General features: G+C 68.5%; 15 protein-coding genes and 1 pseudogene. 6 read left to right on the top strand and 10 right to left on the bottom strand.

The features are described 5' to 3' along the window. Positions 1 to 24 precede the first annotated feature (24 nt). Positions 25 to 363 carry an Lsr2 family protein gene (locus tag IRT45_RS14705; protein ID WP_039779716.1) on the top strand — a complete coding sequence of 113 codons (339 nt, stop codon included), beginning with the start codon at positions 25 to 27 and terminating at the stop codon, positions 361 to 363. Between the two features lie 15 nt (positions 364 to 378). Here the strand turns inward: IRT45_RS14705 and IRT45_RS14700 are convergent, their stop codons facing one another. Then, positions 379 to 1,413 carry a hypothetical protein gene (locus tag IRT45_RS14700; protein WP_194806407.1) on the bottom strand — a complete coding sequence of 345 codons (1,035 nt, stop codon included), beginning with the start codon at positions 1,411 to 1,413 and terminating at the stop codon, positions 379 to 381. 312 nt (positions 1,414 to 1,725) lie between these two features. Here IRT45_RS14700 and IRT45_RS14695 point away from each other — a divergent pair, with 312 nt between their 5' ends. The 3 genes from IRT45_RS14695 to IRT45_RS14685 all read left to right on the top strand — a co-directional run bounded on the left by IRT45_RS14695 (position 1,726) and on the right by IRT45_RS14685 (position 4,675). Further along, positions 1,726 to 3,234 (top strand): wax ester/triacylglycerol synthase family O-acyltransferase, encoded by a 1,509-nt coding sequence (locus tag IRT45_RS14695; RefSeq protein ID WP_194806406.1) that lies wholly within the window; start codon positions 1,726 to 1,728, stop codon positions 3,232 to 3,234. A gap of 67 nt (positions 3,235 to 3,301) precedes the next feature. Further along, complete coding sequence (locus tag IRT45_RS14690) at positions 3,302 to 4,210, top strand: acyl-CoA thioesterase II (protein WP_194806405.1); 909 nt, start codon at positions 3,302 to 3,304, stop codon at positions 4,208 to 4,210. A gap of 36 nt (positions 4,211 to 4,246) precedes the next feature. Then, positions 4,247 to 4,675: a DUF427 domain-containing protein gene (locus IRT45_RS14685; protein ID WP_194806404.1), complete on the top strand. Its 429-nt coding sequence runs from the start codon at positions 4,247 to 4,249 to the stop codon at positions 4,673 to 4,675. A 15-nt stretch (positions 4,676 to 4,690) separates the two neighbouring features. Here the strand turns inward: IRT45_RS14685 and IRT45_RS14680 are convergent. The 5 genes and pseudogenes from IRT45_RS14680 to IRT45_RS14660 all read right to left on the bottom strand — a co-directional run. Next, positions 4,691 to 5,047 (bottom strand): annotated as a pseudogene (locus IRT45_RS14680) (sterol desaturase family protein); the annotation flags it as partial. A 142-nt stretch (positions 5,048 to 5,189) separates the two neighbouring features. Beyond that, positions 5,190 to 5,681, bottom strand: coding sequence for a carbonic anhydrase (locus tag IRT45_RS14675; protein WP_194806403.1), 492 nt, complete (start codon positions 5,679 to 5,681; stop codon positions 5,190 to 5,192). 87 nt (positions 5,682 to 5,768) lie between these two features. Next, positions 5,769 to 7,085, bottom strand: coding sequence for an APC family permease (locus IRT45_RS14670; protein ID WP_194806402.1), 1,317 nt, complete (start codon positions 7,083 to 7,085; stop codon positions 5,769 to 5,771). A gap of 54 nt (positions 7,086 to 7,139) precedes the next feature. Further along, a complete protein-coding gene (locus tag IRT45_RS14665) occupies positions 7,140 to 7,415 on the bottom strand; it encodes a DUF4186 family protein (protein ID WP_309240964.1) in 276 nt (91 codons plus the stop codon). A 9-nt stretch (positions 7,416 to 7,424) separates the two neighbouring features. Continuing rightward, the gene (locus tag IRT45_RS14660; RefSeq protein ID WP_194806401.1) at positions 7,425 to 9,371 is read right to left on the bottom strand and encodes a glycoside hydrolase family 15 protein; all 1,947 of its coding nucleotides are present in this window, start codon (positions 9,369 to 9,371) and stop codon (positions 7,425 to 7,427) included. A 188-nt stretch (positions 9,372 to 9,559) separates the two neighbouring features. Between IRT45_RS14660 and IRT45_RS14655 the strand changes: the two genes are divergently transcribed. After that, entirely contained in the window at positions 9,560 to 10,048 is a 489-nt protein-coding gene (locus IRT45_RS14655; RefSeq protein ID WP_194806436.1) for a hypothetical protein, read from the top strand. A gap of 33 nt (positions 10,049 to 10,081) precedes the next feature. Here the strand turns inward: IRT45_RS14655 and IRT45_RS14650 are convergent, their stop codons facing one another. Continuing rightward, positions 10,082 to 10,561 (bottom strand): hypothetical protein, encoded by a 480-nt coding sequence (locus IRT45_RS14650; protein ID WP_194806400.1) that lies wholly within the window; start codon positions 10,559 to 10,561, stop codon positions 10,082 to 10,084. Positions 10,562 to 10,612: 51 nt separating this feature from the next. After that, positions 10,613 to 10,768 carry a DUF6131 family protein gene (locus tag IRT45_RS14645; protein ID WP_167669911.1) on the bottom strand — a complete coding sequence of 52 codons (156 nt, stop codon included), beginning with the start codon at positions 10,766 to 10,768 and terminating at the stop codon, positions 10,613 to 10,615. Between the two features lie 327 nt (positions 10,769 to 11,095). Between IRT45_RS14645 and IRT45_RS14640 the strand changes: the two genes are divergently transcribed. Beyond that, the gene (locus IRT45_RS14640; protein WP_194806399.1) at positions 11,096 to 12,742 is read left to right on the top strand and encodes an NAD(P)/FAD-dependent oxidoreductase; all 1,647 of its coding nucleotides are present in this window, start codon (positions 11,096 to 11,098) and stop codon (positions 12,740 to 12,742) included. Positions 12,743 to 12,798: 56 nt separating this feature from the next. Here IRT45_RS14640 and IRT45_RS14635 read toward each other — a convergent pair whose 3' ends face one another. Together IRT45_RS14635 and ilvD are read right to left on the bottom strand one after the other, a co-directional pair. Beyond that, positions 12,799 to 13,593, bottom strand: a complete 795-nt coding sequence (locus tag IRT45_RS14635; RefSeq protein WP_194806398.1) for a PIG-L family deacetylase — start codon at positions 13,591 to 13,593, stop codon at positions 12,799 to 12,801. Positions 13,594 to 13,630: 37 nt separating this feature from the next. Next, entirely contained in the window at positions 13,631 to 15,322 is a 1,692-nt protein-coding gene (gene ilvD / locus IRT45_RS14630) for a dihydroxy-acid dehydratase (protein ID WP_194806397.1), read from the bottom strand. Between the last annotated feature and the right edge of the window lie 70 nt (positions 15,323 to 15,392).

The following is a 15,392-nucleotide window of genomic DNA, read 5'->3' as shown; positions in this document are numbered from 1 at the left end:
GAGCTGAGTGGAGGGTGGGTTTTCATGGCCAAGAAGGTCATCGTCGAGCTGGTGGACGACTACGACGGCAAGTCCGATGCCGACCAGACGGTGCACTTCGGCATCGACGGGGTCGAATACGAAATCGACCTGTCGACCAAGAACGCCGAGAAGTTGCGCAAGATCTTCGAGCAGTGGACCGAGTCCGCCCGCAAGGTCGGCCGAAACCGCAAGGGCGCCGTCAAGTCCGGCGCCGCACGCACGACCCCGGACCGCGAGCAGACCGCCGCCATCCGGGAGTGGGCGCGCAACAACGGCTACGAGATCTCGAGCCGCGGCCGCATCCACAAGGACATCGTCGAGGCCTACAACAAAGCCGGCTAGACGACGGTCGGCCCGTCACGAACCCGCCAGTGTCACGGCGCGCGCCATGAGCGCGTCCGCGACGGCACGGGGACGACGGCCGAGCCCGCAGGCGCAGGCGACGCCGTCGACGCGGCGGCCCAGCGCATTCTCGATGGTGTGCAGTGTCTTTCGCTGCTCATCCTCGGTGGGCATATCGTGCACGACACCCGCGTACAAGCGGGTGCCGGCGGGCAGGGACAGATCGGCGAGGGGTGCGTAGAACCGGGACTCCGCAGCCGGCGGTCTGTCGCCCGCGGCGAACGGAACATGGACGTACTCCAGCGTGCGTCCGGAGGGCCATTGCCGCGCAACGGAATTGGCCAGGTCGACGAACGGCCGGGCGGTGCGCAGCGGCACGCCCTTGTTGTGCAGGCTGCCCAGGCACAGGTGCACGCCGATCCGGGTGCCCTCCGGGGCCGCGGCGGCGAGCGCCGCGATTCCCCGGCCCGAGCCCAGTAGCCGCTCCACCATGCGGTGTGCGGGCTGGGTCAGCGCCATCGCCACCAGTTCCGCGGTGGCCTCCAACTGGATGACGACATCGTTCCCGCCCGTCCGCGCGATGGCGGCGATCTCTCGGGTGGTGGCCTCGGTGAACGCGGTGCGCTCGGAGCGAATTCCCTTGGGCCCCAAGGCGACGAACGCCAGGGTGAGATCGGTCGGCATGCCGATCTGCAACGCGAGTTCGGGCCGGCCCAGATCGGCGCGCACGGCGGAGAAGATCGGCAGCGCCTCGGCGGCTTCCCCGGAATATCCGAGCTCCATCCCGTCCCCGGTCGCCGTCCGGCCCTCCGGTACACGGTATCGAGGTCGATCGCGCCGAGTCCGCCACTCCCCCGCCCGGGTGACCTCGAGCGCGCCCTGAGTGACCAGGTGTTCCAGGATCGGCCGGACGTAGTACTCGTACCGGCGGGTCTCGCCGGTGGGCAGGGTGTGCAACAGCGGACCGGCACTGTCCGCCATCGCCCGCATCGCCTCATCCGTACTCGCGGCGGGGAAGCTCCCCACGAAATGCACGCTGCGCGAAGGCATTTACCCATCGTACCCGGCCGTCCGACGCTGCGGGACGCATCGACAGACGTGTGCGGGTCCGGTCCGCGCGCGCCGATCCACATCGAGTGTTTGCACACAATTTACGGGCTCGAATTCTCGGCGAAGCCCGGGCGGCCGCGATCGCCCCTAGACTCGCTGGCACGTCTCGGACATCGAGACGACTCGTCGTTCGACCAGCGCCGTGCGAACACCGTCGGGCGCCTCGCCGAGGCGCCACCCAGCTGTCCGGGCTCGATCCGGTGCACCCGTGCCGCCGGTGAACCGCCCCGGACCGTCCCCCGGGAGGTAACGATGGCCGTCTCGCACAGCACCGTCTCGCACGCGGAAGGGACCACCGTCCATCTCCGGACGCCGGGCGAGTCGTTCGCCACCGGATCGCAGCGCGCGGCGACGCCGCCGTCGACGACGATCCCCGCCGCGGCGGAATCCGGACCGCCGCGGCAGTTGAGCGCCCTGGACCTGCATCTGCTGGACAGCGAAACCGCCTCGGCGCCCATGCATATCGGCGCCGTCATGCTGCTCGACTCGGGCCGCTCGGCACGCGGCGCGCTGGATGTCGGCACCCTGCGGCGGCTGTTCGCCGCCCGGCTGCACCTGGTGGCGCCGCTGCGCCGCCGGGTACGCACCGTGCCACTGGGCCTCGATGAGCCGTACTGGGACGACTGCGCCACCGTCGACCTCGGTTTCCATGTGCGCGAGGTGCGACTGCCCGACGAGGCGACCGACGCCGACCTCGCCGACTATGTCGCCCGCCGCCACGCCCAGCCGCTCGACCGGTCCCGTCCGCTGTGGGAATGCCATCTGATCTCCGGGCTCTCGGGCGGCCGCCAAGCGGTCTACACGAAGGTGCACCACGCGGTGATCGACGGTGTGTCCGCGGCGGAGATCATGGGGGCGATCCTCGACATCTCCGAAACACCCACGGCCACACCGCCTCCCGAAGCCGGTATCCGCCGCGACCGCACGCCGTCGATGATCGAGATGCTGGCCCGCAGCGCTCCCAAGGCGGTGACCCGCCAGTCGGCCCGTACACGCGCCGCCCTCGACGCGGTCCCGACGCTGCTGCGCACCCGCGACGCCTTCCGCGCCAAACACGACGACGCCGCGTTCAACCGCCCGCTCACCACGACCCGCAGCGTCGCTTACACCTCGCTGCCCCTGGATGCGGTCAAGGCGATCAAGAAGTCGATCGACGGCACGGTCAACGACGTCGTGATGGCACTGTGCACCTCGGCGCTGCGCAATTGGATGCTCGACCGCGAAATCCCCGTCGACCGGCCGCTGCTGGCCGCGATCCCGGTTTCGGTGCGCACGCCCGAACAGTTCGGCACCGCGGGAAATCAGTTCTCGCTCATGCTGTCCCCGCTGCCGATCGGTGAGCACGATCCGCATGCCCGGCTGAAACTGCTGCACAACAATCTGCTCGTGGCCAAGGACCGGTTCGGCGCACAGCCACCCACGCTGCTGCACGAACTGACCACGCTGCTCACCCCGGCCCTGCACGGCCTGCCGACGCGGGCGCTGCTGCGGGCCGTCGCCCCCACCCTTCCCCTGGTCAACCTGATCGTCTCGAATGTCCCGGGACCGCAGATTCCGCTGTATCTCGACGGGATCCGCGTGCTGGCCAGCTATCCGGTCTCGGTGCTCACCGAGCTGTCCGGCAGCCTGAACATCACCGTGATGTCCTACGACGGGCACCTCGATTTCGGTATCGTCGCCTGCCCGGAGGCGGTTCCCGACGTCTGGGACCTCACCACACACCTGGCGGATGCGCTGGCCGAATTGCAGCGGAGCTCGTGATACTACACACGACCCTTTGTTAATATGACTCTCCTATAGCGAGAACGTCATATACGCGAGGGGTCCGATGGTCGACGATCCGCAAGCCGGAGCGGGCCCGGGCGGGCCACCGTGGAGCCAAGCCGAGCTGCTGCGCCTGATGGACGTACGTCCCTGGGGCGCAGGTCATTACGTCGCCCCCGCGCACGGTCCGACCGTCCGCAATGTCGTCGAGGCCGGCCAGATGCTCGGCGACGCGATCGTGGCGGCCGCCAAGGAGGTACCCGGGCAGCGCGTGGTGTCGGCGTCGATGATCTTCTCGCGGGTCGCCGCCCACGACGCACCGCTGGACGTCGACGTCGAGGTGCTGCACTCGGGTCGCACCTACAGCACGGCCCAGGTGCGGATCCGGCAGGACGACACCCTGCGGTGCGCGGGCACCGTCCTGCTGGACGCCGGCGCACCCGATCTGATCCGTTCGGCGGCGCCGATGCCGAACGTCGAACCGCCGGAAGAGCTGGCCTCGCTGGATATTCCGGGCACGGAGGTCGACGGCCGGGACATGCGCGTGGCCGGCGACGGGTACAGTCCCGACCCCGGACACGTCGGCCCTCCGGAACTGTTCGTGTGGACGCGATACCGCGACGCGCCGGAGGCGGGCTGTCTGCATGCGGCGCTGCTGGCGCAATCGTGTGCGCACTGGACGGTGGCCGCCGCGTTGCGCCCGCATCCCGACTACGGTGAATCGATGGCCCATTCCGCGATCTCGACCGGAATCACCATGGCCACCATCACCTTTCACGACGACGCCGATGTGACGCAGTGGCTGCTGTACAGCACCCGCGTCGTCTACGCCGGACGCGGCCACGCCCAGAGCGAAGGACGGGTACACGCCGCCGACGGACGACTGATGGCGTCCTACAGCGTGCACGCGATGGTGCGCGCGTTCCGGACCGCCGATACCGCCGCCCGCACCCGCGCCGGCACCGTACTCTGACCACCGGCCATCCGGGGGAACACATCGGAGGAACATATGGAATCGTCCGGCTTCGCCGATTGGCCCGACTATCGCGTCGACGTGCGGCGAATTCGCAATCTGGTCCGCGTCCTGCACGACGATCGGGTACTGGCCGAGACCACCGCGAGCCTGCTCGTCGCCGAACAGGACCACGGGATCGTGTTCTACATCCCGGTCGCCGATATCCGCTTCGACCTGCTCATCCTGGACGAACAGCTCACCTCCCGCTGCCCCTTCAAGGGCTGGGCCCGGTATTGGCGCCCGGCCGACAGCGACGAGCCGATCGCGTGGGAGTATCACGATCCCTATCCGGAGGTGGCGTTGATCCGCGACCACATCGGCTTCTATCAGGATCGCGTCCGCCTCGAGGTCGGTGTGGCGGATCCGGCCGTATCCGGACTCCGGCACCGTCCCGAATCCGGCCGGACACCGCAGGCCGGGTGACTACCGACCCTCGGCTCAGCATCCTCCGTCCGGGGTGAAGGGGTAGCGCAGTTGCGCCGAATAGGCGGTGGGATAGTGCGGTTTCGCCGCCATACCGAGTTCGCCGGAGCTGAATCGGTGCGCCGGATCGTAGGAGTAGGTCCGGTAGAGGTGATCCCAGATCAGCGTGAAGAGCCCGAAGTTCACGTCCCCCACACCGGCCCATTTGAGGTGGTGGAAGCGGTGTCCCTCGTTGAGGGCGAACACGTATGTCGCCGGGCCGACGCGGTAGTCGGCATCGGATTGCTGGAGCAGCAGTTGCACGGCGACGGCCAGGGCCAGCACGCCGGCGACCGGGACCGGCAGGCCGACCAGGACCCGAGGCGCCACCCCCGGCAGCAGCAGGGCCGCGCCGGACCACCGTCCCGGATCTGAAACATCCGATACCACAACCGTTTTCGGACGATCGACCGCCGCGGCGGCACGCTCGGACCGCCCTGTCCCGGACACGCCGGGAGTTACTGCCTGCTCGGGATCAGGCGAGGACCTCCTGGAGTTTGCCGGTGGCGACGTCGAAGACGAATCCGCGCAGTGAGGTCGTCTTCGTCACGAACGGGCTGGCCTCGATGCGCCGGATCGACTGGCGCACATCCACATCCAGATCGTCGAAAGCCTCGGCCGCCCAGCCTGGTTTCAGGCCGGTCTCGTCCTGGATTCCGCGTTTGAATTCGTCGTCGGTGAAGGTCAGCATGCCGCAGTCGGTGTGATGGATGAGGATGATCTCCGTGGTGCCCAGCAACCGCTGACTGATGGCCAGCGAACGGATCTCGTCGTCGGTCACCACCCCGCCCGCGTTGCGGATGACATGGGCCTCACCCTCCTGGAGTCCGAGGATGCGGTAGACGTCGAGCCGCGCGTCCATGCACGCCACCACGGCGACGTGCTTGCTCGGCGGCAGCGGAAGCGGTCCGCTGAACTGTGCTGCGTAGTCGGCATTGTTGGCCAGAAGCTCATCTGTGACGGTCATGATCGCGCCCTTCGTCGGGGTAGGTGCGGACATTCACATGTGCGCATGGATCGTGACTCCCGTCGGCCTCGAACACCAGGTATTTGCTCAGCGTGAAGTCAACGGTTGCCGATCCGGGTGGGCGCGGCGGGTGCGCAGGCCGTTCACCAGCGCGAGCACGGCACCCAAGCCGACCAGGATCAGGCCGCGCGCCCAGATCCCGGCGTCGATGCGGGTGAACAGGTAGAGACAGCAGGCCAGCGCCAGCCCGGGCACGAGCGTCGGGACACGGAAGTGGTCGGTATCGACAGGATGGCGACGCTCGAGCAGAACCGAGCAGTTGACCGCCGCGAAGACGACGAGCAGAAGCAGGACCAGGGTTTCGGCCAGCACCGCGACCTCGCCGGTGAGCGCGAGGAAGATCGATGCTCCCGAGGTCACCACCACCGCCACCCAGGGAGTGCGACGGCCGGGAAGCAGGCGGGTGAGCACCGCCGGCAGCAGTCCGTCGCGAGCCATGCCGTAGGTGAGCCGCGAGGCCATGATGCCGGTCAGCAACGCGCCGTTGGCGACGGCGACCAGTGCGATGACACTGAACAACCGGTCGGGCACGCCGCCGGCGCGGCGCACCACCTCGAGCAGCGGACCGCTCGACCGCGCCAGTTGATCGGTCGGCACGGCGGCGCTGGCGACCACACCGACCAGTACGTACACCACCCCGGCGGTGAGCAGGGCGCCGAACAGCGCGATCGGGTAGGAGCGGCGCGGATCGCGCACCTCCTCCGCGAGATTGACCGAGGTCTCGAAACCCACGAAGGAGTAGAAGGCCAGCACCGTACCCGCGAGCACTGCCGCGACCGGACCGTGTTCCGCGGTGCCGATCTCGGTGAGCCTGCCGGGATCGGCGTCACCGCGCAGCAGGATCCACGCGCCCAGGCCGATGATGAGCACCAGCCCACTGAGTTCGACAAGGCTCGCCGCCACATTGGCGCGCAACGATTCCTTGATCCCGCGGATGTTGAGCGCCGCCAGCGCGACCAGGAAGACGACGATGACGAGCGCGGTCGGCGCGGACACGAGCGCCTGGAGATAGTCACCGGCGAACGCCCGGGCCAGCGCTCCCACCGATACCACCCCCGCGGCGAGCATGCAGAAGCCGACCAGTGAGCCGGCGGCCGGTCCCAGCGCCCGCGTCGCATAGTGCGCGGAGCCGCCCGCGCGGGGATACTTCGTCGCCAGTTCGGCATACGACGCCGCGGTGAGGGTGGCCATGCCGAGCGCGACGGCCAGCGGTAGCCACACCGCACCGCCCGACGCCTGGGCGACGGAACCGATCAGCACGTAGACCCCGGCTCCGAGCACGTCGCCCAGGATGAAGAAGTACAGCAGAGGCGTACTGACGGCGCGCTTCAAGGAATGGGGCATACCGGCCACGTACCCGCCCAGGGCGCATCGAACCGGACGGTGGCGGTCGCGACCCTACCGGCGAGCGCACTCCGCTTCGATCCAGCGGCAGATGATGTCCACGACGTATTCGCGCTCCCGCGTGGTCAGTTCGTGGCCTTCGGCGATGCCGTGCGTGCGCTGCAGACAGCCGCGACAGCAGGTGGCGGTGGCATGCTGGGCGCGCACCACCGTCATGCCGCGCAGCGCGACGAACTCCATCTCGGGTGCGCGCAGGTGGAACTTCGCCCGAAACGGCTGCCGGGCGATGGCGTCGAGGCGAGCGTCGAGAGTCGCGTGGTCCAGCCGCACCACACCAGCCTAGATATGGATGTAGCCGCCGGCGTGCATGCCGTCGTCGAGGCGGGGGGCGATGGACTCTCCTCCGAGTGCGGTACGCAACTCGATCTGCTCGTCCCGGACGACGTGCATGACGGCATTGATCAACGCCAGGTGCGTGAACGCCTGGGGATAGTTGCCCCAGTGCCGACCCGTCACCGGGTCGATCTCCTCGGCGTAGAGGCCCAGCGGGCTGGCGTAGCCGAGCAATTTTTCGCACAACTGTTTGGCGCGGTGGTTCTCACCGATTTCCGAGAGTGCGGACACCAGCCAGAACGAGCAGATGGTGAACGTGCCTTCGGCCCCGGCGAATCCGTCGTCGGTTTCGTCGGTGCGATAGCGCAGGACGAGCCCGTCACTGGTCAGTTCGTCGGCGATGGCCAGCACCGTTTTACGGACGCGTTCGTCGTCGGGAGGAAGGAACCGGACCAGCGGGATGAGCAGGGTCGAGGCGTCCAGCGCCGCACTGCCGTAGTACTGGGTGAACACGCCCCGCGAGTCGACGGCGTTGGCGCAGACGTCGGCGCGGATCTCGTCGGCCGCGCGCTGCCAGCGCGCGGCACGTTCGAAGTCCTGGTGGATGCGGGCCAGTCGCACGCCACGGTCGGCGGCGACCCAGCACATGACCTTGCTGGAGGTGAAATGCTGCGGCTTGCCGCGCACTTCCCAGATACCGTGATCGGGTTCGCGCCACACCGCGAGCGCGCTCTTGACCGCCCAGCGCAGCAGCGGCCAGGTGCGCGCGTCGATCTGATCCTGATGGCGGGCGTAGAGGTAGACCGAGTCCAGCGCCGCGCCCCAGACATCGTGCTGGCGTTGGCGATACGCGTCGTTGCCGACCCGCACCGGGGCGGCGTTCTCGTAGCCCCGCAGGTTGTCCAGGGTGTGTTCGCGCAGGTCGGTTTCGCCGCCGATGCCGTAGACGATCTGCATGTCCTCGGCGTTCTCGGCCAGATTGATGATGTGGGAGAAGTAGTCGTTGGCTTCCCAGTTGAAGCCCAGCGTGTACAGGCCCCACAGCGCGAAGGCCGAGTCCCGGACCCAGGTGTAGCGGTAATCCCAATTACGTTCTCCGCCAGGGGTTTCCGGTAGCGACGTGGTCGGCGCGGCGACGATGGCGCCGGTCGGGGCGAAGGTCAGGCCCTTCAGGGTCAGCGCGCTGCGCGTGAGCTGGGCGCTCCAGGGATGGTCCGGGAACCGGCCGCCGGCCAGCCAGTGCCGCCAGTGATGGACGGTCCCGACCAGGCGCCGATTGGCCTCCTCGACGGTTTCGGGAGCCTCCCGGCTGCCCCACGACAGCGCACAGAAGCGGGTGTCGCCGCTCTTGAGCAGGGTACGGGCGACCGCGCGCGAGCCCTCGATGCCCAGGCGCAGATCGGTGGTCAGCCGCAACGGCAGATCGACACCGTCGGCGTCGGCCTGGGCCAGGTGGTAGCTGTCGAGGTATTCCCAGGTGGCGCGCGCTCGCCCGTAGTCGTAGGCGGGCTGGCAGTCGAGCACGAACTGGATCTGCCCGGTCTCGCAGTGCACGATGCGCAGCAGGATGTGTTCGGCGTCGTAGTCGGTGGGCGCGCGGCGGTGCGCGCTGCGCCCGGGTTGCTGGTGCCGCCACGGGCCGACGAGCAGGACGTCGCGCACGGTTGCCCATCCTTCGCCACTGCGCCAGCTCGTCTCCATGACCATCGTGCCGGGGATGTACCGGCGATCGGCCGGGGTCGCGATGTCGTCAGGCGCGAAGCGGAACGACCCCGCGGAGCGATCGAGGATCGCGCCGAAGACGCTGGGGGAATCCATGCGGGGCAAGCACATCCATTCGATGGCGCCACTGGGCGCGATCAGGGCTGTGACCTCGGAATCGGAGATGAACGAATAGTCGTCGATGCGCGGGAAAGCGGTGACCCGGGGCGTGTGTTCCGGATGGTCGTTCATGCGGTGCTCCCATTCGTCACCTGCTCGCCCGCTCGGGCACTGCTTCGATCGTATGTCCGCCTTTGCTCGGTTTCTACCGGCATGGACCAGCCGATACGGACACCAACCGCGTTATCTGGGAATTTGCCGAATACCGCATGGGGACCGCGGCGCCGGACGACCATGAGAGGGTGACCGATCGAGACGGCATGGGCGCCCTGGCCACCGCCCAGCATCGCGGCCGCGCGGTGCGACGCGCGTGGGTCGAGACGCTGGGCCCCGGCGAGCGGTCGGCGGTGTGGGCGTGGGCCGCGTTCACGGCGACCTTCGGGACCACGCGGGCCCTCACGCACTGGATCCGCGCCGGCCACGGGCCCAGCGGTGGCGGAATCAGTCTGGGCGGCAAGCATTTTCACCACTACAACATCGGGATCGCGACGCTCGCGGCGGTGGGGTTGGTGGCGTTGCGCGGCACCGAGCGCGCCCGCCGCCATCCGGTGGTGGCCACCTCCTACGGCGCCGGTTCGGCCCTGATCGTCGACGAACTGGCGCTGCTGCTCGACCTCGAGGACGTCTACTGGGCACGCGAAGGGCGTACCAGCGTCGACGCGGCGGTGCTGGTGATCGGCCTCGGCGGTCTGGCCACCGCCGGATTCGAGTTCTGGCCGCGCGCCCACCGCGCGCTGTGGGGGCGGTGAGCGCACCGGTGTCCGCGGTGACGGCGGCAGGTGTCAGCGTCCCTCGGTGGGGTCGGCTCTCGGAACGTCGTTTCGCGGAGCATCGCTGCGATGAGCATCGTTTCGCGCGGCCTCGGCTCCGGATGTGCGACCGCGCTCGGCGTCCTTGCCCGGCTCGCGGGTTCGCGCGTCGGGATCCACCTTGTCGGCGCGCTGGAACTCCTGGGTGAGTTCGTCGCGCGAGCTCGCGACCTCGTTGTGGTGCGCGGCTGCCTGTTCCTTCAGACCTGCCGCCTGCGCCGACTTGATGTCGGCCTCGGCGGACGCCGCTCGGGCCTTGGCCGCGGTTTCGTCGGCGAGGGCTTGGCGACGGCCGACCTCGTGGGAACGCTCGGTCGCCTTCTCGCGGATCTCCGCGGCCTCCGCGCGGCGATGTTCCTTACGTTGAGCCACGGCCACCCGGGCAAGCGCGGCGATGACCAGGATCGCCACAACCACGACAACAACGATCACGACGATCGTGGTGGTACTCATCTCGACTCCTCGAACTCGCTCGGGCGTTCCGGCGTGCGGCCGGCACCGGCGTCAGTAGTAGTGGCGTCGCCCGCCGACGGCACGACCCATCGAGCCCAGGGCCAGCAGCACCAAACCGATGACGAGGACCACGATTCCGATGATCCAGATGATGTGGATCTTCAGCAGAAAGCCGACGACGAGGAGAATGATTCCGAGAATGATCATGGTCGATACCTGATTCGGCGAATGAAGCGACAGGCCACTCCCGGGCACTTCGACAGTCTGCAAAGCTACCCGCTGGCTACACGCTAAAACCCACTCAACCACCGCGAACGCACCGTGTCAACGGCGCCGAGCTACTGCCCGTCGCCTGGTCTGCGACCGCAGCGGCCCCGGTGGTCCCGGTGCCGATGCCCGGCGCAGCGCGCGTCCCGGTCATCGGGAGCCGGACCGCCGTGAACGCCGGTCAGCGGGACGACATCTGCCCGGAAGCCGCGGCCCTTCTTAGCGTCGAAGGCGGAGAAACAGGTCTCCGGCGAAAGGTATCCGACTGTGACCCCCGAGACGACATCGTCCACTGGGAATATCCGTACCGGCGTCGATGTGGTGATCGTCGGCGCAGGCATCGCAGGGCTCTACGCGATCCACCGGCTGCGCGGGCAGGGTCTGCGCGTGCGGGCGTTCGAGGCCGGCGACGGCGTGGGCGGCGTGTGGTATTGGAACCGCTACCCGGGCGCGCGCTGCGACGTCGAGAGCGTCGACTACTCGTACTCGTTCGACGACGCCCTGCAGCAGGAATGGAACTGGAGCGAGAAATACGCCACCCAGCCCGAGATCCTGTCCTATCTCGAACATGTCGCCGACCGCTACGATCTGCGCCGCGACATCGAATTCGGCACGCGGGTAACCGATATCGTGCTCGACGAGAACACAGTGCGCTGGCGGGTCCGCGTGGACAGCGGCGCCGAGGTGACGGCTCGGTTCGTCGTGCTGGCCACCGGTCCGCTGTCCAATGCCAACACCCCGGCCATCGACGGGCTGCCGACCTTCGCCGGCCGGCTGCTGCACACCTCCAGCTGGCCCGCCGACGGTGTCGACTTCACCGGTCAGCGGGTCGGCGTCATCGGCACCGGATCCTCGGGCATCCAAGCCATTCCGCATCTCGCCGAGCAGGCGGAGCGACTGTACGTCTTCCAGCGCACACCCAATTACAGTGTGCCCGCCGGTAATACGCCGCTGGACGAGCAGACGCGCCGCGAGCAGAAGGCCGGCTATCCGGAGCGGCGGCGGCTGTCGATGGCCAGCGGTGGGGGTTCACCGCACCGGCCGCATCCGAAGAACACCCTCGAGGTTTCCGAGCAGGAGCGCCACGACGCCTACGAGGAGCGCTGGCAACTCGGCGGTGTGCTGTTCAGCAAGACCTTCCCGGATCAGATGGTGACCGCCGAGGCGAACGAGCCGGCGCGACTGTTCTGGGAGCAGAAGGTGCGCGCGGTGATCGACGATCCGCGCGTCGCCGACCTGCTGATTCCGCGCGACCATCCGATCGGCGCCAAACGCATCTGCACCGATACGAACTACTACGAGACCTACAACCGCGACAACGTCGAACTGGTGGACCTGCGCACCACACCGATCCAGCGGATCGACGCCGCGGGCGTGCACACCACCGACACGCACTACGCGCTCGACACCCTGGTCCTGGCCACCGGTTTCGACGCGATGACCGGATCGGTCGCGAAGATGAACATCGTCGGCCGCGGCGGCGAAACCCTGAACGAGGCGTGGCGCGAGGGCCCGAAAACCTATCTGGGCCTGGGCATCAGCGGCTTTCCGAATCTGTTCAACCTCACCGGGCCCGGCAGTCCCTCGGTCCTGGCCAATATGGTGCTGCATTCGGAACTGCACGTGGACTGGGTGGCCGACGCGATCGACTTCCTGGACCGCCGCGGCGCGGCCGCTCTCGAGGCGCGACCGGACGCGGTGTCGGCCTGGGTCGCCGAATGCGCCGACCGAGCGGCGAAAACTCTGATGCCGCAAGCTAATTCGTGGTACCTCGGCACGAACGTGCCGGGCAAGCCGCGGGTGTTCATGCCCTTCGTCGGCGGATTCGGCGTGTACGGCGAGCTCATCGCCGAGGTGGCGGCAGCTGATTACAAGGGCTTCGACGTCCTCGACGCCCCCTCGGACCGGACGTAATCGAAGAGGTCCCACCGTCGGCCCCGCGGTCCCGATCCGGACCGCGGGCCGCGATGTCACCGAGAGGCGAACAGATCCGTTTCGAGGGTGTCCGGTCGCGCACCGCTGCGGATGAACCATTCGGTGCCGAATGCCCGGGCGAACGCCGGATCCGGCATCGCGAGGAAGAAGGACTGCTCGTCGATCTGACTCCGGTGCGCCCGCATGGCTTCGCGCTTGTGGCTCAGATAGGCGGAGACGTCGACGGCGGTGGTCAGCATCGATTCCGGCTTGCCGAATTCGGCGACCTCGCTGATATCGGGCGCCTCGATTCCCGTGGCCCCGGCCTGCTCGGCGATCTCCTTCATACCGCGCACGACCTCGTCGCGGTTCATGGTGCTCTGGAAAACCCGTGGGGTGCCGGCCAATTCGGCGGCACGCATCCCGACACGGTGGACCTGAATATGGTCGGGATGACCGTATCCGCCGTTGTCGTCGTAGACGGTGAGCACCTCGGCGTCCTCCTCGGCGAGGATCGCGGCCAGCCGCCGCGCGGCGTCCTCGACGGGAGCGGTCCAGAACGATCCGGCCGCGTCGTTGGTGGGCGTCCCCATCATCCCCGAGTCGACGTAGCCGAGGAACTCCACCCGCGCGACGCCGAGAATCTCTGCGGCAGCATGGGTTTCGCGAACCCGCCGCTGCCACAACGGCTCGCCCTCGTCGAGGAATCCGTCCGGCACCTCGCCGTGCTCACCGCGTGTCGCGACCACGAGAACCACTCGGTGTCCCTGCTCGTACGCCTTGCGCATCACCCCGCCACAGGTGATCGCCTCGTCGTCGGGATGGGCGTGGAAACTGACCAACGTTGCCATGGCGCAACGCTACGGCACGGCCACGACCTTGTCGGCGTCAGCCGGTGACGGCGCCGTGGGCCGCGGAGCTGACCAGCTTGCGGTACTTGGCCAGCACTCCCGAGGTGTACTTCGGAGCGAGCGGCTCCCAGCCGACCTTGCGCGCGTCGAGTTCGTCCTCGTCGATCTCGACGTCGAGGATGCGGTTGGCGACGTCGAGAACGATGGGATCGCCGTCGGCGACGAAAGCGATCGGCCCGCCGTCCACGGCCTCGGGCGCGACGTGACCGACGCACAAACCGGTGGTGCCGCCGGAGAATCGGCCGTCGGTGAGCAGCAGGACGTCCTTGCCCAGGCCGGCGCCCTTGATCGCGCCGGTGATGGCGAGCATCTCGCGCATACCGGGTCCGCCCTTGGGGCCCTCGTAGCGGATGACGACCACATCGCCCGCGCCGATCGTGCCGTCCTCGAGCGCGTCCATCGCGGCGCGCTCACCGTCGAAGACCCGCGCGGTGCCGCGGAAGACGTCGGAGTCGAATCCGGCGCTCTTGACCACCGCGCCCTCGGGCGCGAGGGTGCCGTGCACAATGGTCAGGCCGCCGGTCTTGTGGATGGGGCGATCGAGCGGGCGGATCACGTCCCCGTCGAGACCCAGTTCTATGTGCGCCAGATTCTCGGCCATCGTCGCGCCGGTCACGGTCAGCACATCACCGTGCAGCAGGCCCGCGTCGAGCAGGGCCTTCATCACGACCGGGATGCCGCCGACCCGGTCGACATCGTTCATGACGTAGCGGCCGAACGGCTTGAGGTCCCCCAGATGCGGCACCTTGTCGCCGACCCGGTTGAAGTCGGCGAGGGTCAGCTCGACCCCGGCCTCGCGCGCGATGGCCAGCAGATGCAGGACGGCGTTGGTGGAACCACCGAGCGCCATGACCACGGTGATGGCGTTCTCGAACGCCTCGCGGGTCAGGATGTCGCGGGCGGTGATGCCACTGCGGAGCAGTCCGACCACGGCTTCGCCGGACTTGCGGGCGTAGTCGTCGCGGCGGCGGTCGGGTGCGGGCGGCGCGGCCGAGCCGGGCAGGCTCATGCCCAGCGCCTCGGCGGCCGAGGCCATGGTGTTGGCGGTGTACATACCGCCGCAGGCGCCTTCGCCCGGACAGATCGCGCGCTCGATCCGGTCGACGTCCTCGCGGCTGATCAACCCCTTCATACAGGCGCCGACCGCCTCGAACGCATCGATGATCGTGACGTCGCGGCCGTCGACGTTGCCCGGCAGCGTGGAACCGGCGTAGAGGAACACACTCGCCAGATCCAGGCGCGCGGCGGCCATCAGCATGCCCGGCAGGCTCTTGTCGCAGCCGGCGAGCAGGACCGAACCGTCGAGCCGCTCGGCCATCATGACGGTCTCGACGGAATCGGCGATGATCTCGCGGCTCACCAGGGAGAAATGCATCCCCTCGTGACCCATCGAGATTCCGTCCGAGACCGAGATCGTGCCGAATTCGAGCGGGTAGCCCCCGCCCGCGTGCACACCCTCCTTGACCGCCTTGGCCAGGCGATCGAGCGACAGATTGCACGGGGTGATCTCGTTCCAGCTGGAGGCGACGCCGATCTGCGGCTTGGCCCAGTCGTCGTCGCCCATGCCGACGGCGCGGAGCATGCCGCGAGCGGCGGTCTTCTCCAGCCCGTCGGTGACATCCCGGGAACGAGGCTTGATGTCGTGCGCCGTGTCGCGATCGTGTGCCATGGGGCAAGCCTACGACCGGCACGAACCCCGGGGCGGCCGATCCGGCCCGGGTCGCGCGGCCTGACCTTTC

The organism is Nocardia sp. BSTN01, assembly GCF_015354405.1.
In the GTDB taxonomy this organism is placed as follows: domain Bacteria; phylum Actinomycetota; class Actinomycetes; order Mycobacteriales; family Mycobacteriaceae; genus Nocardia.
The sequence above is the reverse complement of the archived record's forward strand: the minus strand, read 5'-3'. Positions and strand labels throughout refer to the sequence as shown.

Excerpts from the sequence above, each read along its gene's own strand:
- IRT45_RS14705 (WP_039779716.1), top strand. The coding sequence starts at position 25 with ATGGCCAAGAAGGTCATCGTCGAGCTGGTGGACGACTACGACGGCAAG.
- IRT45_RS14700 (WP_194806407.1), bottom strand. The coding sequence starts at position 1,413 with ATGCCTTCGCGCAGCGTGCATTTCGTGGGGAGCTTCCCCGCCGCGAGT.
- IRT45_RS14695 (WP_194806406.1), top strand. The coding sequence starts at position 1,726 with ATGGCCGTCTCGCACAGCACCGTCTCGCACGCGGAAGGGACCACCGTC.
- IRT45_RS14690 (WP_194806405.1), top strand. The coding sequence starts at position 3,302 with ATGGTCGACGATCCGCAAGCCGGAGCGGGCCCGGGCGGGCCACCGTGG.
- IRT45_RS14685 (WP_194806404.1), top strand. The coding sequence starts at position 4,247 with ATGGAATCGTCCGGCTTCGCCGATTGGCCCGACTATCGCGTCGACGTG.
- IRT45_RS14675 (WP_194806403.1), bottom strand. The coding sequence starts at position 5,681 with ATGACCGTCACAGATGAGCTTCTGGCCAACAATGCCGACTACGCAGCA.
- IRT45_RS14670 (WP_194806402.1), bottom strand. The coding sequence starts at position 7,085 with ATGCCCCATTCCTTGAAGCGCGCCGTCAGTACGCCTCTGCTGTACTTC.
- IRT45_RS14660 (WP_194806401.1), bottom strand. The coding sequence starts at position 9,371 with ATGAACGACCATCCGGAACACACGCCCCGGGTCACCGCTTTCCCGCGC.
- IRT45_RS14655 (WP_194806436.1), top strand. The coding sequence starts at position 9,560 with ATGGGCGCCCTGGCCACCGCCCAGCATCGCGGCCGCGCGGTGCGACGC.
- IRT45_RS14650 (WP_194806400.1), bottom strand. The coding sequence starts at position 10,561 with ATGAGTACCACCACGATCGTCGTGATCGTTGTTGTCGTGGTTGTGGCG.
- IRT45_RS14645 (WP_167669911.1), bottom strand. The coding sequence starts at position 10,768 with ATGATCATTCTCGGAATCATTCTCCTCGTCGTCGGCTTTCTGCTGAAG.
- IRT45_RS14635 (WP_194806398.1), bottom strand. The coding sequence starts at position 13,593 with ATGGCAACGTTGGTCAGTTTCCACGCCCATCCCGACGACGAGGCGATC.
- ilvD (WP_194806397.1), bottom strand. The coding sequence starts at position 15,322 with ATGGCACACGATCGCGACACGGCGCACGACATCAAGCCTCGTTCCCGG.